Source organism: Arthrobacter sp. A2-55, from assembly GCF_025548615.1.
In the GTDB taxonomy this organism is placed as follows: Bacteria; Actinomycetota; Actinomycetes; order Actinomycetales; family Micrococcaceae; genus Specibacter; species Specibacter silviterrae.
The window spans coordinates 1-23,600 of the sequence record NZ_JAJLOZ010000055.1 but is presented as its reverse complement, the minus strand read 5'-3'; the positions used below and the strand labels follow the sequence as shown (position 1 = coordinate 23,600).

Annotated in this window: 18 protein-coding genes; 6 read left to right on the top strand and 12 right to left on the bottom strand. The window is 67.5% G+C overall.

Annotated features, from left to right (window positions below; all coding sequences use genetic code 11):
* Nucleotides 1-61: 61 nt before the first annotated feature.
* From LPN03_RS14690 to LPN03_RS14675, 4 genes are all read right to left on the bottom strand, one after another.
* Nucleotides 62-2,890: an aconitate hydratase gene (locus LPN03_RS14690; protein WP_165182848.1), complete on the bottom strand. Its 2,829-nt coding sequence runs from the start codon at nt 2,888-2,890 to the stop codon at nt 62-64.
* 68 nt (nt 2,891-2,958) lie between these two features.
* A complete protein-coding gene (locus LPN03_RS14685) occupies nt 2,959-5,562 on the bottom strand; it encodes an HAD-IC family P-type ATPase (protein ID WP_262454809.1) in 2,604 nt (867 codons plus the stop codon).
* The gene (locus LPN03_RS14680) at nt 5,552-6,994 is read right to left on the bottom strand and encodes a class I SAM-dependent RNA methyltransferase (RefSeq protein ID WP_262454808.1); all 1,443 of its coding nucleotides are present in this window, start codon (nt 6,992-6,994) and stop codon (nt 5,552-5,554) included. The genes LPN03_RS14685 and LPN03_RS14680 overlap by 11 nt, the downstream gene beginning before the upstream one ends.
* Before the next feature lie 5 nt (nt 6,995-6,999).
* Nucleotides 7,000-9,015: an APC family permease gene (locus LPN03_RS14675; RefSeq protein WP_410468604.1), complete on the bottom strand. Its 2,016-nt coding sequence runs from the start codon at nt 9,013-9,015 to the stop codon at nt 7,000-7,002.
* 126 nt (nt 9,016-9,141) lie between these two features.
* Between LPN03_RS14675 and LPN03_RS14670 the strand changes: the two genes are divergently transcribed.
* Both LPN03_RS14670 and LPN03_RS14665 read left to right on the top strand, forming a co-directional pair.
* Complete coding sequence (locus LPN03_RS14670) at nt 9,142-9,813, top strand: potassium channel family protein (RefSeq protein WP_165182844.1); 672 nt, start codon at nt 9,142-9,144, stop codon at nt 9,811-9,813.
* Nucleotide 9,814: 1 nt separating this feature from the next.
* Nucleotides 9,815-10,477 carry a potassium channel family protein gene (locus LPN03_RS14665; RefSeq protein ID WP_165182843.1) on the top strand — a complete coding sequence of 221 codons (663 nt, stop codon included), beginning with the start codon at nt 9,815-9,817 and terminating at the stop codon, nt 10,475-10,477.
* Here LPN03_RS14665 and LPN03_RS14660 read toward each other — a convergent pair.
* The 4 genes from LPN03_RS14660 to dut form a co-directional block, all read right to left on the bottom strand.
* Entirely contained in the window at nt 10,474-11,196 is a 723-nt protein-coding gene (locus tag LPN03_RS14660; RefSeq protein WP_262454806.1) for a DUF3159 domain-containing protein, read from the bottom strand. The two genes, LPN03_RS14665 and LPN03_RS14660, sit on opposite strands and share 4 nt — an antisense overlap.
* 1 nt (nt 11,197) lies before the next feature.
* On the bottom strand, nt 11,198-11,533 hold the full coding sequence (locus tag LPN03_RS14655) for an OB-fold nucleic acid binding domain-containing protein (protein WP_262454805.1): 336 nt from the start codon (nt 11,531-11,533) through the stop codon (nt 11,198-11,200).
* 4 nt (nt 11,534-11,537) lie between these two features.
* Entirely contained in the window at nt 11,538-12,302 is a 765-nt protein-coding gene (locus LPN03_RS14650) for a DUF3710 domain-containing protein (RefSeq protein ID WP_262454804.1), read from the bottom strand.
* Between the two features lie 66 nt (nt 12,303-12,368).
* Nucleotides 12,369-12,869 carry a dUTP diphosphatase gene (gene dut, locus LPN03_RS14645; protein ID WP_262454802.1) on the bottom strand — a complete coding sequence of 167 codons (501 nt, stop codon included), beginning with the start codon at nt 12,867-12,869 and terminating at the stop codon, nt 12,369-12,371.
* Nucleotides 12,870-12,964: 95 nt separating this feature from the next.
* Between dut and LPN03_RS14640 the strand changes: the two genes are divergently transcribed.
* Complete coding sequence (locus tag LPN03_RS14640) at nt 12,965-13,453, top strand: DUF3093 domain-containing protein (RefSeq protein ID WP_165182839.1); 489 nt, start codon at nt 12,965-12,967, stop codon at nt 13,451-13,453.
* Here LPN03_RS14640 and LPN03_RS14635 read toward each other — a convergent pair.
* Nucleotides 13,450-13,743 (bottom strand): DUF4193 domain-containing protein, encoded by a 294-nt coding sequence (locus tag LPN03_RS14635; RefSeq protein ID WP_262454801.1) that lies wholly within the window; start codon nt 13,741-13,743, stop codon nt 13,450-13,452. The genes LPN03_RS14640 and LPN03_RS14635 overlap by 4 nt on opposite strands.
* A 281-nt stretch (nt 13,744-14,024) precedes the next feature.
* On the opposite strand from LPN03_RS14635, the gene sepH reads away from it, so the two are divergent.
* Nucleotides 14,025-15,416 carry a septation protein SepH gene (sepH, locus tag LPN03_RS14630; protein ID WP_262454800.1) on the top strand — a complete coding sequence of 464 codons (1,392 nt, stop codon included), beginning with the start codon at nt 14,025-14,027 and terminating at the stop codon, nt 15,414-15,416.
* A 22-nt stretch (nt 15,417-15,438) separates the two neighbouring features.
* Here sepH and LPN03_RS14625 read toward each other — a convergent pair whose 3' ends face one another.
* The 3 genes from LPN03_RS14625 to LPN03_RS14615 all read right to left on the bottom strand — a co-directional run bounded on the left by LPN03_RS14625 (nt 15,439) and on the right by LPN03_RS14615 (nt 20,065).
* Nucleotides 15,439-16,635, bottom strand: coding sequence for an alkaline phosphatase family protein (locus LPN03_RS14625; protein WP_262454799.1), 1,197 nt, complete (start codon nt 16,633-16,635; stop codon nt 15,439-15,441).
* A 5-nt stretch (nt 16,636-16,640) separates the two neighbouring features.
* On the bottom strand, nt 16,641-17,324 hold the full coding sequence (locus LPN03_RS14620) for a DUF5998 family protein (protein ID WP_262454798.1): 684 nt from the start codon (nt 17,322-17,324) through the stop codon (nt 16,641-16,643).
* Nucleotides 17,325-17,389: 65 nt separating this feature from the next.
* Nucleotides 17,390-20,065, bottom strand: a complete 2,676-nt coding sequence (locus LPN03_RS14615) for a GNAT family N-acetyltransferase (RefSeq protein ID WP_262454797.1) — start codon at nt 20,063-20,065, stop codon at nt 17,390-17,392.
* Between the two features lie 103 nt (nt 20,066-20,168).
* Here LPN03_RS14615 and LPN03_RS14610 point away from each other — a divergent pair, with 103 nt between their 5' ends.
* Together LPN03_RS14610 and LPN03_RS14605 are read left to right on the top strand one after the other, a co-directional pair.
* Nucleotides 20,169-22,790: a DNA topoisomerase (ATP-hydrolyzing) subunit A gene (locus LPN03_RS14610; protein WP_262454796.1), complete on the top strand. Its 2,622-nt coding sequence runs from the start codon at nt 20,169-20,171 to the stop codon at nt 22,788-22,790.
* A gap of 21 nt (nt 22,791-22,811) precedes the next feature.
* Nucleotides 22,812-23,330, top strand: coding sequence for a DinB family protein (locus tag LPN03_RS14605; protein WP_262454795.1), 519 nt, complete (start codon nt 22,812-22,814; stop codon nt 23,328-23,330).
* Nucleotides 23,331-23,600 lie beyond the last annotated feature (270 nt).

The window sequence follows — 23,600 nt, the reverse complement described above, 5'->3', positions numbered from 1 at the left end:
AACACCGCAGGGGCGGGCACCCGGTTTCCCGGCTGCCCGCCCCTGCGGGGGCTGCTGCCTGCTACTTGCTGGCTGCGATCTGGCGCAGCACGTACTGCAGAATGCCGCCGTGGCGGTAGTAGTCGGCTTCACCTGGCGTGTCGATGCGCAGGTCGGCGTCGAAGCTGGTGGTCTTGCCGTCGTCCGCGGTGGCCGTGACCTTCAGTGTTTTCGGCGTGGTGCCGTTGTTGAGTTCGGTCACGCCTTCCACGGAGAACGTTTCGGTTCCCGTCAGGCCCAGCGACCCGGCGTTCTGCCCGGCAGGGTACTGCAGCGGCAGCACGCCCATGCCGATGAGGTTGGAGCGGTGGATGCGCTCGTAGCTCTCGGCGACGACTGCCTTGACGCCCAGCAGCGCGGTGCCCTTGGCCGCCCAGTCGCGGGACGAGCCGGAACCGTACTCCTTGCCTGCCAGGACCACCAGCGGGGTGCCGGCAGCCTGGTAGTTGACGGATGCGTCGTAGACAAATGCCTGCGGGCCACCCTCAACCGTGAAGTCGCGGGTGTAGCCGCCCTCCACGTTGTCCAGGAGCTGGTTGCGGATGCGGATGTTCGCGAACGTTCCGCGAATCATGACCTCGTGGTTTCCGCGGCGTGAGCCGTAGGAGTTGAAGTCCTTGCGCTCCACGCCGTTTTCCAGCAGGTATTTTCCGGCCGGGGTGTCCGACTTGAAGGAACCAGCAGGGCTGATGTGGTCGGTGGTGACCGAATCGCCCAGCTTGAGCAGCACGCGGGCGCCGGCGATGTCCTCGACGGGATCGGCCTGTGCCTTCATGCCATCAAAGTACGGAGGCTTGCGCACGTACGTGGACTTGGGGTCCCACTCGAAGATGTTGCCCTCCGGGGTGGAGAGCGACTTCCAGCGGTCGTCGCCGTCGAAGATCGTGGCGTAGGAGCTGGTGAACATCTCACGGTCGATCGAGGCGTCCATGACTTCCTGGACTTCCACGGGGTTCGGCCAGATGTCCGCCAGGAACACGTCCTTGCCGTCGGCGTCCTGGCCCAGGGCGTCGGCGTTGAAGTCGAAGTCCATGCTGCCGGCCAGGGCGTAGGCGATGACCAGTGGCGGGGAGGCCAGGTAGTTCATCTTGACGTCCGGGTTGATGCGGCCCTCAAAGTTCCGGTTGCCCGAGAGGACTGCCGTGACGGAGAGGTCGTTTTCGGCAATGGCTGCGGAGATTTCGGTATCCAGCGGGCCGGAGTTGCCGATGCAGGTGGTGCAGCCGTAGCCCACCGTGTAGAAGCCCAGCTTCTCCAGGTACGGAACCAGGCCCGACTTTTCGTAGTAGTCGGTGACGACCTTCGAGCCCGGTGCCACGGAGGTCTTGACCCAGGGCTTGGACACCAGGCCCTTGTTGACGGCATTGCGGGCCAGCACCGCCGCGGCCAGCATCACCGAGGGGTTGGAGGTGTTGGTGCAGGAGGTGATCGAGGCGATGGAGACGGCACCATGGTCGAGTTCAAACTCGACGCCGGATTCGTTCTTCACATGGATCGGGGCGGACGGGCGGCCGTTGGCGCCCGCGGCAGCGGAGACCACCTGGCGGACGACGTCGTGCTGGTGCGTGTCCGGGTGCGTGAATGACGGGGCGTCGGAGGCCGGGAACGACTCCTCCAGTGACTCGTCCACGGTGTTGCCCTCGGCGTTTGCATCCGTGGCAACGTAGTTCAGCAGGTCGGAGCGGAACTGGGCCTTGGAGTTGCTCAGCTCGATGCGGTCCTGCGGGCGCTTCGGTCCGGAGATGGACGGGACCACGGTGGAGAGGTCCAGTTCCAGGTACTCGGAGAACGTGATGTCCACCGAAGGATCGTGCCAGAGGCCCTGTTCCTTGGCGTACGCCTCCACGAGTGCCACCTGCTCGTCGCTGCGGCCGGTGAGGCGCAGGTAGTCGAGGGTGACGTCGTCGATGGGGAACATGGCGGCCGTGGAGCCAAACTCCGGGCTCATGTTGCCGATGGTGGCGCGGTTGGCCAGCGGCACGGCCGCAACGCCCTCGCCGTAGAACTCCACGAACTTGCCGACGACGCCGTGCTTGCGCAGCTGCTCGGTGATGGTCAGCACCACGTCGGTGGCGGTGGCCCCGGCCGGGATCGAGCCGGTCAGCTTGAAGCCGACCACGCGCGGAATGAGCATGGACACGGGCTGGCCCAGCATGGCGGCCTCGGCCTCGATGCCGCCCACGCCCCAACCCAGCACGCCCAGGCCGTTGACCATGGTGGTGTGGGAGTCGGTGCCAACCAGGGTGTCGGGGTAGGCGCGCAGCACGCCGTCCACCGTGCGGGTCATGATGGTCCGGGCCAGGTACTCAATGTTCACCTGGTGGACAATGCCCATGCCCGGGGGGACAACCTTGAAGTCCTCAAAGGCGCCCTGGCCCCAGCGCAGGAACTGGTAGCGTTCGCCGTTGCGCTGGTATTCAATTTCCATGTTGCGCTCGATGGCGCCGGAGTTTCCAAAAACGTCAATCTGGACGGAGTGGTCAATGACCATCTCGGCAGGCGCCAGCGGGTTGACCCGGGTGGGGTCCCCGCCGAGGTCCTTGACTGCCTCGCGCATGGTGGCCAGGTCCACGATGCAGGGAACTCCCGTGAAGTCCTGCATGATGACGCGGCCGGGCGTGAACTGAATTTCTGTGTTGGGCTCCGCATTGGGGTCCCAGGCGGCCAACGCACGGACGTGATCGGCGGTGATATTGGCACCATCTTCGGTGCGCAGGAGGTTCTCCAGCAATACCTTGAGGCTGAACGGAAGGCTCTTAGCGCCTTCAACCGAGTTCAGCCGGAAAATCTCGTATTCGGTTCCGGCAACATTGAGTACGCCTTTGGATCCGAAACTGTCCACATTTGTCATTGATGGACTCCTCTCGCCACTACTTTCATCTTTGTCACGTGGGACCCGGGGTGCCAGTTAGGCATGCCTTACTCACGTTTGGACACCGCACCGCGCGCCAACAGGTACCGGTACAGCAATTCAACGGCCAGGCAACCCGCCGCAGTCACGCCAATCGTAACCGCTAACAGGGCCCCTGAGGGGATGTCGAGGGCAAAGAAAGTGCGGGCGAACGGCACCACCATGACCAGCACCAGCCCTCCCGCCATGGCGGCAACCAGCAGGGCCCGCCAAAAGTCCAGGGGGCGGGCCAGGGCGCCAAGCACCCACAGCGCCACCAGCAGCACCGTCATGGTGGCGGCCGTTTGTGCCGTGGTGATGGCGGCATCCGCGGACAGCCGCGGGTCGGGGAATGCGCGGGCGAAGGAATAGACGCCCATGATGCAGGCAGCCACAATGGTGCCGGCCGGAATGGAGAACATCAGCGCGCGGCGCAGGAACCCCGGCTGGTACCGGCGGGCGTTGGGCAGCAGCGCCAGAAAGAACGCCGGGATGCCGATGGTCATGGAGCTGACAATGGACAGCTGGCGGGGCAGGAAGGGGTACCGCCACAGCAGCACGCCGATCGCGATGGAGATGATGATGGCGTAGGCCGTCTTGCTCAGGAACAGGTTCGCCACCCGCTCCACGTTGGCGATGACCCTGCGCCCCTCGGCAACCACCGATGGCAGGTGCGAGAACTGGCCGTCCAGCAGGACCAGCCGCGAGACGGCCTTGGTTGCTGCGGAGCCCGAACCCATGGCGATGCCAATGTCCGCGTGCTTGAGGGCCAGGGCGTCATTGACGCCGTCGCCCGTCATGGCCACCACGTGACCGCGCTGCTGCAGGGCCAGCACAATGGACTTCTTCTGCTCCGGGGTGACCCTGCCCAGCACGCTGACGCCGGCTAGTTCATCCGCCAGTTCCCCGAGCCCTTCCGGAAGGTTGCGCGCGTCATAGCCGTCGCCCTCAAAGTCAAATCCCACGTCGCGGGCCACTGCCGCCACGGTGCGGGGGTTGTCGCCGGAGATGATCTTCAGCGACACCCCCTGCTCGCGAAAGTAGGCCAGGGTGGCAGCCGCGTCCGGGCGCACCTTTTCCCGGAATGCCAGCAGCGCCACGGGCTCGAGCCCCGCCAGGGAAAATGCGCCCAGGTTCCCCGCCGAGGCGGGTGCAGCTGTTTTCAGGCCCGACGCCGGCCGGTGCGCCAGCACCACGGCGCGCAGTCCGCGGCCGGCCGCCTCATGCGCGGATGCCAGGGCCGCTGCCACGCCGGCAGCTGCCACCCCCGCTCTTGCCACCCCTGCATTGCCGGAGCCTGCCAGCACCACTTCGGGTGCCCCGAGGACCCAGGTCCCGGCCGCCGCCGGCCCAAAGGTGACGGCGCTGTACTTGCGCGCGCTGCTGAACGGGACCACGTCCAGCGGGGGCTGCACCGGAGACACGGTGAAACGGTCAGCCAGCGCGGCGGCGGTGGCATTGGCGTTGGGGTGGGCGGCCGACCACGCCAGGGCGGCCTCCCAGCCGGGGACGGCCTGCAGCACGGTGACGGCGGCCAGTTCCATCCGGCCCTCGGTGAGCGTCCCGGTCTTGTCCAGGCAGACCATGTCCACGCGGGCCAGGCCCTCCACGGCAGGCAGTTCCTGCACCAGCACCTGGCGGCGCGCCAGCGACATCGCGGCAAGTCCAAAGGAGATGCTGGTCAGCAGCACCAGGCCTTCGGGAATCATGGCGACAATGCTGGCCACCGCACTGACCACGGCCACGCGCCACTTGCCGGAGGCGATGGATTCGGCCCAGCCCCCATGCGCGCTCATTTGGCCGTTGACCACCAGCACAATGATGGGGACCAGCGCCCACGTGATGTACAGGATGATGCGGTTGATGGCGTTGCGGATCTCCGAGTTGACCAGGGAGAACCGCCGGGCCTCGGCCGTCAGGGCGCTGGCATAGGAGTCCGGCCCCACCCGGTGCACCCGGGCGGCGCCGTGCCCGGCCACCACCGAGGAGCCAGACAGCGCCGTATCCCCGGCTGCCTTGGTGACAGGATCCGACTCCCCCGTCAGCAGGGATTCATCCACTTCCAGGGACTCGGCGCTGAGCACCACCGCGTCGGCCGGGATTTGGTCGCCCGTGCGCAGCAGCAGCACGTCATCGTGGAGCACCCCCGCCACGGCGATTTGCTGCTCCGCCCCGTCCCTGAGCACCAGCGCGCGCGGCGCGTGGAGCACGGCAAGCTTGTCCAGGGTGCGCTTGGCGCGGTATTCCTGCACCACCCCGATGGCTGCGTTGGCCAGCACGATGAAGCCGAACAGGGCGTCGCGCGGGTCCCCCACCAGCAGCACCAGCACCAGGGCGCTGCCCAGCACGGCGTTGAACAGGGTGAAGACATTGGAGCGGACAATGGCCCACATGCTGCGGCTGCTCTCGTGCGGCACGGCATTCGTCAGCTCCGCGGCCACCCGCTCCCGGACCTGGGCGGCAGTCAGCCCGGTGCGCGCCAGCTCCCCCGCGTCCACCGGCAGGAGCCGGTCCCGGGCCAGGGCCAGTGCCGCCCGCCGGTGTTCGTCGCGGCGTTCGGCCAGGACGGTGCTTTGGGGCTTGCTGCGTGTGAGGTCACGGGCGGGCCCGGTGCGGGGGCCTTTACCGGCCAAGAACGTCCCCGCCGGCACCAGCCGGCACCAGCAGCGCCACCGTCTCCACATGGTGGGTGTGCGGGTACAGGTCGAAGGCCCGCAGCTTCTCCAGCCGCCATCCGGCGTTGGCGAAATACTGCACGTCCCGCCCAAAGGCGGCCGGGTCGCAGGAGACGTAGGCAATCGCCGAGGGGCTGCTTGCCACCAGCGCCTTGACCACGGCCTTCCCGGCCCCGGCCCGGGGCGGGTCAAGCACGACGGCGTCGAAGTGGCCCCGCTGTCCGGCTGCGGACCGCGCCGGGCGGGCAGGGGCGCCCAGGATCCGTTCAACCCGCCCCTGCACTATCTCCACCTGAGTCGCAGCGTGCAGGTTCTTGCGCGCGTCCCGGCTGGTGCCCGGGGAGCCTTCCACGGACAGCACGCTGCCCTCCGGGCCCACGGCGTCGGCGAGGGGCGCCGTGAACAGCCCGGCGCCGGCGTAAAGGTCTGCCACACTGGCGCCGTCGTCGAGGTGCCCTCCGGCGAGCAGGAAGCCAAGGGCGGTGTCGGTGAGGACCTGCGGGGCCTTGCGGTGGATCTGCCAGAAGCCGTCGCCGGTGACCCTGAACTCGTGGTCCGCCGTGGTTTCCCGGACCCAGCCCCGGCCGCTGGCGATGGTGATGCCGCCGTTTTCAGGGTTCAGGCGGGCCACGGACGGCGGCTCTTCGCGCCCGGCAAGGGCCCGGGCCACCCGGGTGACCGCGTGCCCTGCGGCCTTCTCGCTGAGTCCCTCGCGCGTGGTCAGCAGCACCAGGGCGGCCGAACCGTTGGCGGGGGCCGCCACTTCAACGCGTTCGATCCCCGTGAAGTCCAGCTCCCACAGGCGCAGGGCGTTCACGGCGGGGACGGCCAGGGGCATCTCCCGGATCGCCAGCACATCGTGGGAGCGGTGGGCGTGCATGCCCAGCTTCCCGCCCGGCGTGACGGCAAAGGCCACCCGCGTGCGCCAGCCGAGCCCGGCCTGCTGCTCCGGCGTGCCCGGGGCGTCAACATCCTCCACGCCGCCAAACACGGCGTCAATGGCCCCGGCGGACAGCCCGCCCAGGCGCTCCAGCTGCTCCCTGACCACAGAGGTTTTCAGGGAGAGCTGGCCGGGACGGGAAATGTGGCCAAACTCGGCCCCGCCCACCGGCACGGCACCGCGCGCCGCGGCCCGGAGCGCGTCGGCCTCGGGCCAAAAGTGCTCCACCCTCGTCGCCTGCGGTTCAAGCACCCGGGTGACGTCTGCGCGCCAAAACTTGGCGTCGGCGTCGTGCTCGGTCAGGGCAATCTCCACGGTTTCGCCGGGGATGGCGTGGCGGACAAAGATGACGCGCCCGTCGTGCCGGGCCACGCAGTGTCCGCCGTGGGCCACCGGGCCAACCGTGACGGTGAGGCGGGCGGCGGGGGTCTCGCTGGGGGAAGTGCTCATGAAAGTTATTCCTGGTATTCCTGGTATTTCCTGGCTTCGGTGGACGACTTCAGCTGCCATGGCACGCTGGCCACCACAACACCGGGTTCAAAATGCAGCCGCGTCTTGATGCGCAGGGCGGTCTGGTTGTGCACCAGCTGCTCCCACCATTTGCCCACCACGTATTCCGGGATGTACACCACAATCAAGTCGCGCGGCGAGTCGCGCCGCATGGCCTTGATGTGGTTGATCAGCGGTGTCAGCGTCTCCCGGTAGGGACTGGCCAACACAGTCAACGGTACCGGGATGTCCAGCCGGTCCCAATCCGCCACTGTCTGTTCCGTCTCGGCGGGGTCCAGGTCTACCGTGATGGCCTCCAGCGAGGACGGCCGGGACGCGCGGGCAAAGGCCAGGGCGCGCATCACGGGCTTGCGCACATGGGAGACCAGGATCACGGCGTGGATGCGGGCGGGCAGGGCCCTGGTGGCCGAATCGGTGTCCACGGCCAGCTCCTTGGCGACATTGTCGTAGTGCTGGCGGATGCTCCACATGATGGCAAACAGCACGGCCATGGCGAGCAGGGCAATCCAGGCACCCTGCTCAAATTTGGTGATGAGCACAATGATCAGCACCGTCAGCGTCATGGTGAAGCCAATGCTGTTGATCACGCGGGAGCGCATCATGCGGAAGCGGACCGCCTTTTCCTTGACGGTGCGCAATTCGTGGGTCCAGTGCCGCACCATGCCAAGCTGGCTGGCCGTGAAGGAGATGAACACGCCCACAATGTAGAGCTGGATCAGCTTGGTGACGTCGGCGTTGAAGGAAATGATGAGCACCAGGGCCCCGACGGCGAGCAGGATCACGCCGTTGCTGTAGGCCAGCCGGTCCCCGCGGGTGCGCAGCTGGCGCGGCAGGTAGCCGTCCCGGGCCAGGATGGAGGCCAGCACGGGGAAGCCGTTGAATGCCGTGTTGGAGGCAAACACCAGAATGACGCCCGTGGCGGCGACAATGATGAAGAACGGGATGGAGCCGATGCCAAAGACCGTGCCGGCAATTTGGCTGATGGACGGGTTTTGCACGTAGTCGGCCGGCGGGGCCACACCGTTCACCAGGAATTCCGTGGCCGGGTCCCCCACAATGTGCACGCCCGTGGCATTGGCCAGGAACAGGATCCCGGCCATCATGCCCGCCGCGATGCCGCCCAGCAGCAGCAAGGTGGTGGCTGCATTCTTGCTCTTGGGCTTGCGGAAGTTCGGCACCCCGTTGCTGATGGCCTCCACACCGGTCAGTGCGGCGGCACCGGAGGAGAAGGCGCGCAGCAGCAGGAAGGCCCCGCCCAGGCCCACCAGGCCCTGGTTGAAGGCCGCCTCCGGAATGATTTCAAAGCCCGCCGACGGCGCCCGGCCCAGTGTGCCCGTGGCGGACTGGAACAGCCCCACGGCCGTCATGGCGAAAATGCAGAACATGAAAATGTAGGTGGGCACGGCAAAGACGCTGCCGGCCTCCCGAATGCCGCGCAGGTTCACGAGGGCCAGGACAATGACCCCGACGACGGCGACCGCGGCCTGGGTGCCGTGCCAGCCGGGCACCGCCGTGGCCAGGTAGTTGGCGGCCGAGGACATGGACACCGCCACCGTCAGGACGTAGTCGACCATGAGCGCCGAGGCGACGGTCAGGCCGGCGCTCTTGCCCAGGTTGACATTGGCAATCTCGTAGTCGCCGCCGCCGGACGGGTACGCGTGCACGTTTTGCCGGTAGGAGGCAACCACTGTGAGCAACACCACCATGACGGCGAGCCCCACCCACGGGGCCAGCGCCACGGAGGCGGCCCCGGCCAGGGCCAGCGTCAGCAGAATCTCGTCCGGGGCGTACGCCACGGAGGACAATGCATCGGAGGCAAACACCGGCAGGGCAATGCGTTTTGGCAGCAAGGTGTGTGCAAGCCTGTCGTTGCGATAGGGCCTGCCCACAAGAACGCGCTTGATGGCGTTGAAGAAATTCAGCACGCGGGTAACGCTAGTCCCTTGCGGGGCTAAAGTCATGACGGCACATCACGTGACACACTTCCATATAGGGGCCGGGCCGGTTCTTCCAACTTGACCGGCAGGCACCCGAGGCGTCAGATTAGTAGCCGCACTGTGTTGCAGTGCCCATAACGAGGAGCATCAATGGCACACTTTGTGATCATGGGCTGCGGGCGCGTTGGTGCCACCCTGGCACACACGCTGGAGGACTCCGGCCACTCGGTGGCCATCATTGACCAGGATGAGCGCGCCTTCCGGCGCCTGCGCACCGGTTTTGGCGGGCGCAAGATCACCGGCGTCGGCTTTGACAGGGAAACCCTGCGCCAGGCGGACATTGAAAACGCCTATGCCTTTGCGGCCGTTTCCAGCGGCGACAATTCCAACATCCTGGCCACCCGCGTGGCCCGGGAAACCTTCCACGTGGAACACGTGGTGGCCCGCATCTACGATCCAGGCCGCGCCGAAATCTACCAGCGCCTGGGAATTGCCACCGTGGCCGCGGTGCGCTGGAGCGCCGACCAGGTACTGCGCCGCATCCTGCCGGAGACTGCCATCAAGGGCGACTTCCGTGAGCCGTCGGGCCGGTTGATCCTCACGGAGCTGGTCCTGAACCCTGCCTGGATCGGCCATCACATTGTGTCCCTGGAACATGCCGCGCCGCTGCGCGTGGCCTACCTGACCCGCTTTGGGGAAGGCATGCTGCCGGGCCCGGACACCAGCTACCAGCAGGGCGACACGGTCCATGCCATGATCCAGGGCACCGATACTGCCGAGGTGGCCCGCATTCTGGCCGCCGCACCACTGAAGGAGAACTAACGTGCTGGTAGTCATTGTCGGGGCGGGCAGCGTTGGCTGTTCCATTGCCCGCGAGTTGCTGGCCCACGGCCACGAACTGCTGCTCATCGACCCCAAGCCCGAAGTGATCGGCAAGAGCGGGCTCCGCGGGGCACGCTGGCTGGTGGGCGACGCCTGCGAAATCAGCACGCTGCGCGAAGCCAGGCTGGAGGAAGCCGACGTGGTTGTTTCCGCCACCGGCGATGACAAGGTCAACCTGGTGGTGTCCCTCCTGGCCAAGACCGAATTCGGCGTGGGGCGCACCGTGGGGCGGGTCAACAACCCCAAGAACGACTGGATGTTTGACGATTCCTGGGGCGTGGACGTGGCCGTCAACACCCCGCGCCTCATGACGGCCCTCGTGGAGGAGGCGGTGGAGATCGGCGACCTGGTGCGCCTGCTGACATTGCAGACAGGGGTGGCCTCCCTGGTGGAATTCACGGTGCCCGGCGAATCGCACATCATCGGCTTGACCGTGGGCGAGGTGGACTGGCCGCAGGACGCCACGCTGGTGGCCATCCTCCGGGACGAGGCGCCCATTACGCCCAGCAACGACGACGTCATGGAGTCAGGTGACGAGCTGTTCTTTGTCTCCACGATTGGGGCCGAGGACGAGCTCCGCGCCCTGTTGTCGTCAGCGGACTAGCTGTCCTTCACGGGGCGGCTGACGAGCCAGGCCACCCAGAGGCCGAAGGCGTACAGCGGAACGCCCATGATCAGGCGCATGGCGCCGAGGGCGTCGACATTGCCGGCGAAGTATAAGGGCAGCTGGACGGCCAGGCGGGCCGCCATGACCCCCACCAGGATCCAGGTGGCCGCGCGGTAGGCCCGGAGGCGTTCGGTCTTGTGGCGCCAGCGCACGCCCTCGTTGCGGGCGTAGCCAAAGAGCAGGCCCAGGACGGGCCACCGGACGGCAATGGAGACCACCATGGCCACGATGTAGGCCGCGTTCGTGTAAAAGCCCACCGCGTAAAAGTTCTCCGCCTTGCCCGTCTTCATGGCCAGAAAGGCAGACAGCGCGACGCCGGCAATGCCGGCCAGGGCCTGCGTCAGCGGGGTGTGCTGGGCCAGCCGGGCCACCAGGAAGACGGCCGCCACCGCCACCGAGCCGACCAGGGACACGGCCAGGTCCCGGGTCATGGTGAACACCACCAGGAACACCAGGCCCGGCAGCACGCTTTCGGCGATGCCGCGAATGCCGCCTGCCGCTGCCAGCAGGTCAATGTGGCCGTTTTCCTTCCGGACCAGGGACGACTTGGCGGCCATCTCCTGGGCGAGCTCGGCGAATCCGCCGGGCTGCTCCGTCCCGGCCGCGTCGGGTGCGGCCTTGTTGCCGGCGTCGTCCCCGGGGCTGCTGTGCGTCAACTTACGTCTCCTGGGTTCCGATGATTTCATAGCGGGGGTTGTATATGGTGGGCAGGCCGTCCCGCAGGGAGACCATGCCCTCGATCCGCACCCGGGTGCCCACGACCATGCCGGGAACCCTGCGCCGCCCCAGCCAGACCAGCCTGAGCCGGTGGCTGCCGCCGTCGTTCGCGACGCGGTGGAACTCCCGGTCGGCGATGATGGCCGAGTATTGCGGCGAGGCCGACGCCGGCACTATCGTGACTGCGTCAATGACGCCCGCGCACACCACGCGGCCGCGCAGGGGCAGCTCATTGATGGCAATCGGTGTGGGCCAGCCTGCTGGCTGAGTGGGCATGGGACTAGCCGATCGCCGTGATTTCCGGGCCGCGGCGGAAGGGTTCCCCGCCTTGCGCGGGGGTTGCATGGTCGCCGGGAAGCTGCCCTTCCTGGTTGGTGACGGCGTCCTTGGGCAGGCGCAGCACCAGCAGGTCGCGGGGCGGCAGGGGGGTCTCCCCGCGCACCACCACCACGCCGCGGAACAGGTCTTCCAGCTCTTGGGCCGCTTCCCTGCTCACGGCCGCGTCGCCGCCGAGAACGCCGCGCAGGAACCAGCGGGGGCCGTCTATGCCGATGAAGCGGGCCACACGGAATCCCATGCTGCCATCGCTGGCCTGGGCCGGGACCTTGGCGAGGACTTCCTTGCCGAAGGTGCCGTCGAGAATTTCAATTTCGCCACCCTGGGACCCCACCGACAGGCCGATCTGTTCGCGGATGTCCCGCCACAGCTTCTCGGACCGGGAGGCGGCAAAGGCCTGCAGCTGCAGGCTGGAGCCGTTCAAATCCAGTGTGACGGCGATGACGCGGGAGGTGCTTTCCTCCACTTCAAGGCGCAGTGCCAGGCCTTCGCGGGGGGTGATCAGGAGGGCGCCCAGGTCAACGTAGCCGTCGGTGTTTGTGATTTCATCGGCGTCGAGCGGGCCGTGGATGCCGCGGTCGTAGGCCGTGTCCGAGGGGTCCGGGGGCAGTGCGAGGGCGTCCCCTGCCTTGCCCTGGCCCGCGGTCGTTTCCGCGGCGGACTCCTGCTCGCTGTTCTTCTTGTTCTTCTTGCCGAACCCAAAAGCCATGGGGTGGAAACTCCTTGTAAGTAATGGCCGGTGACCAGCCGGTGCCGGCCGGACCGGGTGGCGCCCTTAGGACGTGGCTGTACCAAAGCCGCCGGTGGAACCAAATCCGCCGGTGCCGCGCACCGAATCCGGCAATTCCTGCACCACGTCAAACGCTGCATGTTCAACGCGTTGAATGACCAGTTGTGCAATTCTATCGCCCCGGGACAGGGCGATGGGATGGCGGGCATCCGTATTGAGCAAGGTGACCGAAACCTCCCCGCGGTAGCCGGCATCCACCGTGCCCGGGCTGTTCACGATGGTCAGCCCATGCTTGGTGGCCAGCCCCGAGCGGGGGTGGACCAGGGCCACAAATCCAAAGGGCAGCGCCAGCGACACGCCTGTCGGCACCAGGGCCCGCTCCCCCGGCCCAAGCACCACGTCGATCCGGGTGCGCAGGTCCGCCCCTGCGTCGCCGGGGTGGGAGTAGCTGGGGGCTTCGATGCCGTCGTCGAGCATGCGCAACTGGACCGTCACGGTGGGTGCCTGCCCGCCATCGGCCGTGCTGTCAAAAGTCTGGTTGGTCACAGGAAGACACTCTATCCCGAACGGACGGAGGCCAAGGCACCCCCGGGCAGGGGACCCAATGTGAATAACGGGCCAAAAGGTGAAAAGCTTGGGTCATGTCTTCCGAGCAGGCTCTCAATGCCTCCCCCCTGTCCGCAGCAAGCTACACCGAAAAATTGTGGCCCAACATCTGGGCGTGGGTCATTGTTGTGGGCCTTTCGGCCGCCGGCATCCTTATCTTCATTCCCATCAGCGAACTGGCCGGCATTATCGCTTTTGTGGGGCTGCTGGTGCTGCAGACGGCGCTGCTCATCCTCTCGACGCCCAAGATCGAGGTGACCGCCACCACCTTGCAGGTGGGCCGGGCCGTCATTGAGCGTGAGTTCATCGGCGCAGTGTCTGTGTACCACGGCGACGACGCCACCGAACAGCGCGGCACGCGGCTCAACGGCCTGGCCTACCTGTGCATCCGCGGCTGGATCAAGCCGGTGGTCAAGGTGGAGATCACCGACCCCAACGACAAGACGCCTTACTGGCTGGCGTCATCCCGGAACCCCGAGCGGCTCGCCGCCGCCCTGGGGAGCCGGGCACACCGCCAGGACTAGCCTTCGCAGTCCGTGCAGTACATCAGCGCCCCGTCCTGGCGGGCCAGCTGGGAGCGGTGGCGCACCAGGAAGCAGGACGAACACGTGAACTCGTCCGCCTGGGCCGGAAGCACCTCCACGGCCAATTCTTCCCCGGACAGGTCCCCGCCCGGCAACTCATAGCTGTCCGCCAGGTCGACCTCGTCCAGGTCGATCACGGTCGATGACTCGGGGCGCGGCGCCAGGGTTTCAAAGCCACGGGCCGCGCTGTCTTCCTCATTGCTGCGCGGCGCATCATAATCCCTTGCCATGTCGACTCCCACCAATCTCCTTTTCCAGTGCATTTCTGCGTGCAGTGCCAGGTGCACCGGCTAGCGGCAAGGCCCTGCAGGGCGTACGGCAACTGCCAATACCCTAGACTTGGAAACGGGTCCACGGGGGCAAATATGCCCGCGTTCGCGGCAGGCGTACAAGCGGCGCCGGTCCCCCACTTTTGGCGGGTCCATTCACGCCACGCCTGCCCCGGTAGTAGGATTTGCGGCCGTTCGGTGGCAAAGTTTCGAAGTGACACTAAATGACTTTGGAGGGCTGTATGGCGGATCTACGTTTGGTGGGTGTGCATGAAGACGGCGAACACCTGCTTCTCAGTGGAACCGGCGGGGAAATTTACCTGCTGCCCCTTGACGAGGCGCTTCGGCTGGCCACTGCCAGGTCCCCGCGCCGGCCGACCCAGAACGGTTCCTCCGGAACGCGGCTGTCGCCGCGCGAAATCCAGTCCCAGATCCGCGGCGGCGCCTCGGCCTCCGACGTGGCCGAACACTCGGGCCTGCCCCTGGAGCAGGTCCGCCGCTATGAGGGCCCTGTGCTGGCCGAACGCGAGCATGTAGCCCAGCTGGCCCGCCGGGTGGAAGTGGCCGCGGCGGACACTGACGGCTTCCGCTCCGTTTTTGGCGACCAGGCCGTGACCCTGGATGAAATGGTCAACCACAGGCTCGGCGCATTTGGCATTGACACTTCCACGCTTCGCTGGGATGCCTGGCGGGTGCACGACGGCTCCTGGTCGGTCACGGCCGATTTTGCCCCGGGTACCGAGTGGGCCGCCAGCAGCATTGGTGAGCCGCCGCCTGCCCGGTGGACGTTCCACACGGGACGGAAGTCGCTCTTCAATGCCAACCGGTGGGCCCAGCAGCTCAGCGAGCTGGAGCCCGTGGACGGGCCCGTGCCCGAACGCCGCCTCAGTGCCGTGGCGGACCGGCCCTTTGACTTTGAAACTGACGCGGCCGACGGCGACTCCGGGGACGGCGCAGACGAAACTCCGGCGGAGACCGACGCCCCCGACGGGGACCCCGCGGACGAGTACCCCGGCAACGGGCTCCTCGACATGCTGCGCACCCGCCGCGGCCAGCGGCTGGGCCTGGACGAAGACGGCGACGACGAACTTGCCGCCATGCTCGGCGCCCAAGTCCCGGCAGCGCACGCCCGTGAAGGCGGGGCATGGGGCCAGGACGGTCCGGACGGCGGGCAGGCCGACGACGACGCACACACGGACGGGACGGACGGCGGCGAGGCTGCCTTGACCGCGCCGGCGGCCACCAACCCGGGCGCCAACCCGGCGGCCACGGAGGATGTGCCGGCGGAGGCCGATACCCCGGCTGCTTCCCAACATGGCCGAAAGCGGCTGCGGGCCATCCCGTTCCTTTCCCTGGCCCCTAACCTCCACCACCACGACGACGCCCCGCTGGTGGGCGTGGGCGAGGTGAGCACCGACACCCGGGAAATTACGCTTTCAGGCGCTCCGTCGCTGCGGCACACGCCTGCTGGACACGGTGCGGACCGGAAATCCCCGGCGTCGGAGGACGAGGCCCACGACGCCCCTTCCGACAGCGAAGTGGCCGAACGGCTCGAACGCAAGGCCACGGCCAAGCCCAAACGCTCCAGCGTCCCCAGCTGGGATGAGATCGTGTTCGGCACCAAGGGCGACTGACCGCCCGGCGGCTTCGTGAACCTTACCGCCGCTTGGAGCCCTTTGGGCTGCGCGCAGTGACGGGGATGCGGAGCAGCGGAACTTCCCGCTCGGCCTTCGTGATGGAACCGTGCTGGCCCACCATCTCGATGGCGTGCGGGCCCACACGGCGCAGGTCGTAAAAGGCGATGGTCTCCCGTGCCAGCACCAGGATGTCGCCAATGCGGCCCGAGGCGCCGTCGCGCACCTCGCCAAAGTAGCCGGAGGCCACGGCCTCATCCTTGGTGAGCACCCACGCCTTCGTCCCAAACCTTTCCAGCCAGGCAGCGACGAGCCGTGCACAGGCCCCGGGACCGGCGTCGGGCTCCAGGTACAGGTGGACCATGCGGGGCTCACCTGCCGTGTGCCGGACGCCGTCCACCAGCTCAGGGTACTGCGAGTAGTCGATCCGGGCCGGGCGCGGAACGTCAACCATGCCGTGGTCTGCTGTCAGCAGGATCAGCGTGTCGGGCGGGACGGTGGCGGCCAGGCGCTTCATCCCGGCGTCGAGCTCCTCCAGCTGGGATTCCCACCTTGCGGAGTCGGCGCCATGCCCGTGGCCGGCCTTGTCCAGTTCGCTCCAGTAGAGGTACAGCAGCATGGTGGGGTGCGCAGCCAGGGTCTCCGCCGCCACTTGGACGCGGGCCTGGGGCGAGGTGGCGCCGAGGAAGGTGGTCCCCCGCAGGGCGGCCCGGGTCATGGGCGACTGCGCAAACTTGGGCAGGCTCACCGTGGCGGTGGGAATGCGGCCGTCAAGCTGCTCAAAGACCGTGGGAAACGGCTGCCAGCGCTGGGGGTCGACCCCTCCGTCCCAGTTGCCCAGCAGGTTGACCACCTTGTCCTGTTCGGGGTCCAGGACGTCGTAGCCCAGCATGCCGTGCTGTCCGGGGACCTGCCCCGTGCCAAGGCTGGTGAGCGAGGTGGCCGTGGTGCTGGGAAAAGCGGCATGCAGGGTCCGCGGGTGCTCCCCGCCGCCGTCGGCCGCCATGACGCCGCGCAGGAATGGCGCATGCCCGGCACGCTGGGTCAGCAGTGCCTTGCCGAGCCCGTCCACCAGCACCACGCAGATGCGCCGGGCGGCCGGGAGCCGCAGAACATTGCTGAACCCGGAGGCGCCCATGGCGGCAGCCGCGCTTGTGAGGAGGTCGGCGATGCTTGCCTTGCCGTAGGCGGGGGCGGCCGGGAGCGGCGGCTGTGCCACCCCCGTCAGCGCCGGTAGTGGTTGCGGCCCAGGCGCTGGCCCAGGACAGGGAACTTGGGGCCTTGGGACTGGCTGCCGTGGGCAGGCGGGATGGCACCGGTGTTGACGGTGCGCAGGGCCCGGGCGAAGGCCTTGGCGTCCGCCACGGCCTGCAGGCCCTCGGCCTCGGCACTGATGCGCAGGGCAATGTCCTCCTGGGCGATGGTCCCGGTGTAGCCGTGGTCGGCGTCGCAGTTGGGGTCCCCGCACGACGCCGGGCCCAGGTCCACACGCTGTCCGCCGGACCAGGCGATGGAGACGGTAAGTTCACGGGCGGGGTCGGACGGCTTGTAGTCCTGCGGCTGGGCGTAGACGTAGCTGAGGACCACTGAGCGGATCTGGCCCACGGGCACCGACTCGGTCGACACCTGGGCCACCACCTGCTCGCCGGTGTCGTCCAATTGCTGGTCGTCCACGTGGGTGATGACCAGCATCTCCTCCGTCAGGACCAGGACGGTGATGTGCCGGTGGACCTCCGTGCGGTCAAAATGTGTTTCCACGTGGACCAGGTGTGCCAGGCAATCCTGGCCGTCCAGGGCGTCGTTGACCACATCCGACACCAGCCGGGGATAGAAGCCCGCCCGTTGCAGTGCGGATTCCAGGTCCCGGCCCTTGGTCTGTGCCGGCGGACCGAAGCTGTTGCTGTTCATGCCCCCATTTTGGCACTGTGCCGGTGGCTAAAGCGAACCGCCGGGCGCCCGGCGTCACGCTCCGGCTAGGAAATCATGGCGCGCCGGGCACTGTCCGTGCGCTGGGCGGCGTTGCCGATGCGCAGCCTCACGGCCAGCACGGTCACGGTTCCGGGACCCACCAGCACGGGGTTGAACTCCACCCAGGCGATCTCGGGATGTTCGTCCTTCATCAGTGCCACCCGGGCGATGAGCCCCTCCAGCGCGGGCAGGTTGCCCGCGGGCAGGCCGGCATAGCCAAACAGCCGTTTGGCCGCCCGGGGCGCCCGCACCAGCTCCGCCACGTCATCCACGGTCAGCGGCGGAATGCGGTGCGCCCAGTCGTCAAGCAGGTTGACGGCGTCCCCGGACAGCCCGAAGGAAACCACCGGACCCAGCAGCGGGTCCTCAATGGCGCGCAGCGTACAGGACTGGCCGACCTCCGCCATGCTCTGGACCTCCAGCCCGACGTTGCCGTATGGCTCCAACAGCTTGCGCATGTGGCCGATGTTGCGGCGCAGTGATGCTGCGTCTTCAATGTTGATGCGCACCCCACCCAGGTCCAGCCGGTGCCTCAGCGTCGCTTCGAGGGTCTTGATGGCCACCGGCCAGCCCAAGCGTTCGGCGGCAGCCACGGCTTCGTCGTCGGTGGTGAACGGCACGGATTCAAGGACGTCAATGCCGTACAGGGCCAGCAGTTGACGTGTGCGGGCCGGGCTCAGCTCCACCAGGCCGTCTCCGGCCACCCCCGCCAGCCACTGCTCCAGCAGCTGGCCGGCGGCGTCGGTGTCCACGCCCGCGGGCAGGTCAAAGCTTGGCTTTTGCAGGGTGCGCCACTTTGCGTAGCGGGCCACTGCGGCCATGGCTGCAATGGCCGTCCCGGGGCTGGAATAGGAGGGCAGGCCGCCCGCGAGCTGCCGGTTGACGTCGATGCGCCGGTCCACGATGCCGGCAAACACTGCCACCACGGGTTTGCCGGCGTCGTCGGAGCAGGCCTTGAGCGTGGCCGCAATGGCGTCCACGGTGAGGCCGGCGGCGGGGAGCAGGGTGACGATGGCCTGGTCGACGTCGGGACGCGCCAGGGCCTGTGACACGGTGCGGCGGAGCATCGGCAGGGCCCGTGACTGGCCCGTGTCCAGTTCCAGGTCGGCGACGACGGCGGCCACCTCCAGCCCCTCATGCCCGGCGGCATCGGCCACCACCTTGCCCAGGGCCAGCGAATTGCTGAAAATGGCCAGCCGGGGGCCGCGGGGCAGCGGCAGCCCCACGACCAGCTGGGCGACGTCCGTCAACTGTTCAATGGTGTTGACGCGGATGACGCCGGACTGCCGGAGCATGGCGTCCAGCGCCCCGGGAGGGGCCTGGGTGGTCCGGACGGCGTGGCCGGGCGGCAGTTGCAGCCCCATGGTGTCCGACTTCGCCACAATGACGGGCTTGCTGCGGGCCAGCCGGCGGGAAATCCGGGAGAACTTGCGCGGGTTGCCAATGGACTCCAGGTACAGCCCGCACGCTGTGGTGTTGGGGTCGTCCTCCCAGAACTGCATCAGGTCATTGCCTGAAACATCGGCCCGGTTTCCGGCCGACAGCACGGTGGACAGGCCCACGTCCCTGCGGCTCAGCGACGCATGCAGGGACACGCCCAGGGCGGCCGACTGGCTGAAGATGCCCAGCCCGCCGCGCAGGGGAAGTTCGGGCGCCATGGAGGCGTTGAGCGAAACGGCGGGGTCAGTGTTGGCCAGCCCCAGGGAGGCCGGACCCACCAGCCGCATGCCGTTTGCCCTCGCCTGGCGCACCAGTGCACGCTGGAGCGCCAGGCCGTGGACGCCGTCGTCGGCGAATCCTGCCGTGGCCACCACCACCCCCTTGACGCCGGCGGCTCCGCACTGCTCCACCACCGTGGCAACCTGGTCGTAGGGGACGGCGATGATGGCCAGGTCCACGGGGCCGGGCACGTCGGCAATGGTGGCGTACGGCATCATGCCCGAAACTTCCAGCGCCTCCTGGTTGACTGCGTGCACGGCCCCCGTGAAGCCGCCCTCCACCACGTGCTCCAGCAATTGCTGGCCGATGCTGCCCCACGCCCGGCTGGCGCCAATCACGGCAATGGAGGCCGGCGCCACCAGCCCGGCCACGCTGCGGGCCTCGGCACGGTGCTCGCGCGATTCCATGACGGCGCGGGACTTCTGGGTGGGGTCGATGTCGAAGGCGAGCGAGACCACGCCTTCGTCGAAATGCCGGTGGACCTCATACCCGGCGTCGGAAAAGACCTGCAGCATCTTGCGGTTTTCCGGCAGGACCTCGGCCGTGAATTGGCCAATGCCGTTTTCCCGGGCGGCGGCGGCCAGGTGTTCCAGGAGGATGGAGCCCAGTCCGCGGCCCTGGTTGGCATCGGAGACATTGAACGCCACCTCCGCCTCGGCCGGGTCGTCCAGGCGGTCATACCGGCCAATGCCGATGATGTCGCCGCCGCGGGTGATGACAAATGCCACGCGGTCCCGGTAGTCCAGTTCGGTGAAGCGGCGCAGCTCCTTGGGCGTCAGGCTGGACTTGTAGGTGAAGAAACGTAGGTAGATGGAGTTCTGCGACTGGGCCATGTGGAAGGCCTGCACGGCGGGGGCATCGGCGGGGGTCATGGGGCGCAGGTGTCCCGTGCTTCCGTCTCGCAGGACGACGTCGGCCTCCCAATGTGCCGGATATACGGGTTCGGGCGCTGGCTTCACCATAGAATCACTGTACCGACTAGTTTGCTCCCGGCCACGTCTTCGCGCGGCCGGGTTCCGTGCCGGAACGCTAGACCCGCAGCACAGAATAGGAACCCCCGCCATCATGGCCAAGCGCCAACCACCTGTCGACGATGACTTCACCGAGAATATTGTTGAGATCGATGTGTCCAGTGAAATGGAAGGCTCGTTCCTGGAATACGCCTATTCGGTGATTTATTCGCGGGCCCTTCCGGATGCCCGGGACGGCCTCAAGCCGGTGCAGCGGCGCATCCTCTACATGATGAGCGAGATGGGCCTGCGCCCGGAAAAGGGCCACGTCAAGAGTGCCCGTGTGGTGGGCGAGGTCATGGGCAAGCTGCACCCGCACGGCGACACGGCCATCTACGACACCATGGTGCGGATGGCCCAGGACTGGACGCTGCGCCTGCCGCTCATTGACGGCCACGGCAACTTTGGCTCGCTCGACGACGGCCCCGCTGCCCCCCGCTACACCGAGGCCCGCCTGGCCGCACCGGCCCTGGAACTGACAGGGAACCTGGGCGAGGACGTGGTGGACTTTGTCCCCAGCTACGACAACCAGATGACGCAGCCGTCGGTGCTGCCCGCCGCCTACCCCAACCTCCTAGTCAACGGCGCCAGCGGCATTGCGGTGGGCATGGCCACCAACATGGCCCCGCACAACCTGGGCGAGGTCATTGCCGGGGCGCAGCACCTGATTGCCCATCCGGACGCCACCCTGGATGACCTCATGGCCTTCATCCCGGGGCCTGACCTGCCGTCGGGCGGCCGGATCGTGGGTCTGCAGGGCATCCGCGATGCCTACGCCACGGGCCGCGGCTCCTTCAAGACGCGGGCCAAGATGGCGGTGGAGCAGATCACCCCGCGCCGCGTGGGCCTGGTGGTCACCGAACTGCCGTACCTGGTGGGCCCGGAGAAGGTGCGCGACAAGCTCTCCGACGCCATAAACAGCAAGAAATTGGTGGGTGTCAGTGATTTTGTTGACCTGACGGACCGCAAGAACGGCTTGCGGTTGATCATTGAGATCAAGAACGGCTTCAACCCTGCCGCCGTGATGGCCCAGCTGTACCGCTACACTCCGTTGGAGGAGTCCTTCGGCATCAACAATGTGTGCCTTGTGGACGGCCAGCCGCAGACGCTGGGCCTGGTCGAACTGCTGCGCGTGTTTGTGGAGCACCGGATCAACGTGGTTCGCCGTCGAACGGCCTTCCGGCTGGGAAAGAAGCAGGACCGGCTCCACTTGGTGGAGGGGCTGCTCATCGCGATCCTCGACATCGACGAGGTCATCCAGATCATCCGCACCTCCGATGAGGTTGCAGCGGCCCGGGAACGGCTCATGGCCATCTACGACCTGTCCGAGGTCCAGGCCGACTACATCCTCGCCCTGCGCCTGCGGCAGCTGACCCGCTATTCGATGGTGGAGCTGGAAGCGGAACGTGACGAGCTGCGCCGCGAAATTGCCGAGCTCGAGGCCATCCTGGCCTCGAAGGAGCTGCTGCACCAGCTGGTTTCCGACGAGCTTGGCGAGGTGGCGGCAAAGTATGCAACGCCCCGCCGGACGGTGCTGTTGGAGTCCGAGGCCGTGGCGCCGTCGGTGGCGAAGGCCCTCGCGGCGGCCGGTCCGGCAGGAAAGGGCAGGTTGGCCCCGCTGGCACTGGAAATTGCCGACGACCCGTGCTGGGTGGTGCTGAGTGCGACGGGGCAGATTGCCCGCACCAGCAATGCGGATCCGTTGGCGGAGTCCGGCTCACGGTCGAAGCACGACGTCTACGCATCCGTGGTCCGGACCTCTGCACGGGCCGAGGTTGGCGCACTCACGTCGCTGGGGCGCATGCTCCGCCTGCAAGTGGTGGACATGCCGGTGCTTCCCCCCACGGCGGCCCTGCCCAACTTGGCCGGGGCCGTCGCAGCCAAGGAGTTCATCACCCTCACCAAGGGCGAGGTGCTGGTGGGCTTTGTCCCACTGGACAAGGTCTTTGCTGTGGGAACGGCGGCCGGGGTGGTCAAGCGCGTCATGCCCGAATACCCCCTGAACCGGGATGAATGGGAATACATCTCACTAAAGCCCAAGGATTTCGTGGTGGGCGCGGCTCCCGCGGCGGACGGCGACGAGCTGGTCTTTATTACCGCCAACGCCCAGCTGCTGCACTACAGTGCCGCCACTGTCCGGCCGCAGGGGCGCACGGCCGGCGGCATGGCCGGCATCAAGCTGGGTGCCGGCGACCAGGTGCTCAGCTTCACCGTGGTCTCCCCGCACGACGGCGACGCCGTCGTCGTCACGGTGGCCGGCGGGCAGGATGCCCTTCCGGGCACTCCGTCAGGCAGTGCGAAGGTCACAGCCTTCTCGGAGTACCCCGCCAAGGGCCGTGCCACCGGAGGCGTCCGGGCACATCGCTTCCTCAAGGGCGAAGACCGGCTGACTGTCTCCTGGGCCGGACACGGACCCGCCAAGGCTTCCTCCGCCGCCGGCGTGGTGCGCGCCCTCCCCGTGGAGCATGGTCATCGCGACGGCTCCGGCGTGGCACTGTCCGCCACCATCGACCTGGTGGGTCCAAGCCTCAATGGCACCCCCACCGCGGCAGGAGGCGCGGGAGAGGCGGCAACGCCGCCTTCATCGGCACAGATGGCTGGACTACCCGCTCCGGCCAACGATCCCGCCCCGCTCCCGCAGCTTACGCAGGAGGCGTTCGAGCTCCCCACCGACTGAGCGGCGGCATAGACTGGCCGCATGCCAATCATCCCCGATGCAAAAGACTGGACGTGGGTGCTGACGAAGCCGTGCCCGGAGTGCGGTTTTGACGCCTCCAACACCACGCCGGCCATTGCAGCCACCACCATCCCCGCACTGCTCCCCCGCTGGCAGTCCGCACTCAAGCGTGCCGGCGTGGAAATCCGCCCCAATGACTCGACGTGGTCAGTCCTGGAGTACGCGGCGCACGTGCGTGACGTCTTTGACGTGTTCGAGGGCCGCCTGGAGCTGATGCTGTCCGAGGACAACCCCACTTTCGCCAATTGGGACCAGGACCAGGCGGCTTTGGAGGGCAACTACGGCGGCCTTGACCCTACGCTGGTGTCGCAGGACCTGGTCCAAAACGGCGAGGACGCAGCATCCGCATTTGCGGCCGTGGGTCCGGCCCAATGGGGAAGGCGCGGCCTGCGCAGCAACGGATCCGAGTTCACGGTCCTCACACTGTCCGGGTACTTCCTGCACGATCTCATCCACCACCTGCACGACATCAACGCGTAGACGACGGGCCTGTCCTCGGCGGTCGGGCTTGTCGGCGGTGGTCGAGCTTGTCTCTGGTGGTCGAGCTTGTCGAGGCCCTGGGTTTGCCGCCGTTTCCGCACTTTTGGCGCCGCCGTGTCGGTCGCTAATGTGCGGGGGCGGCGGCTTTTGGTGTTGTTAGCCCTGTTGGTGGGGCCGGGTTTTGTAGGTGAGGAGGTTTTCGAGGGGGCTGCTGCGCAGGTCGAAGCGTGGTGCCGGGCCTGTTTGTCCTGTGGGTCCGGGGTTTTGGGT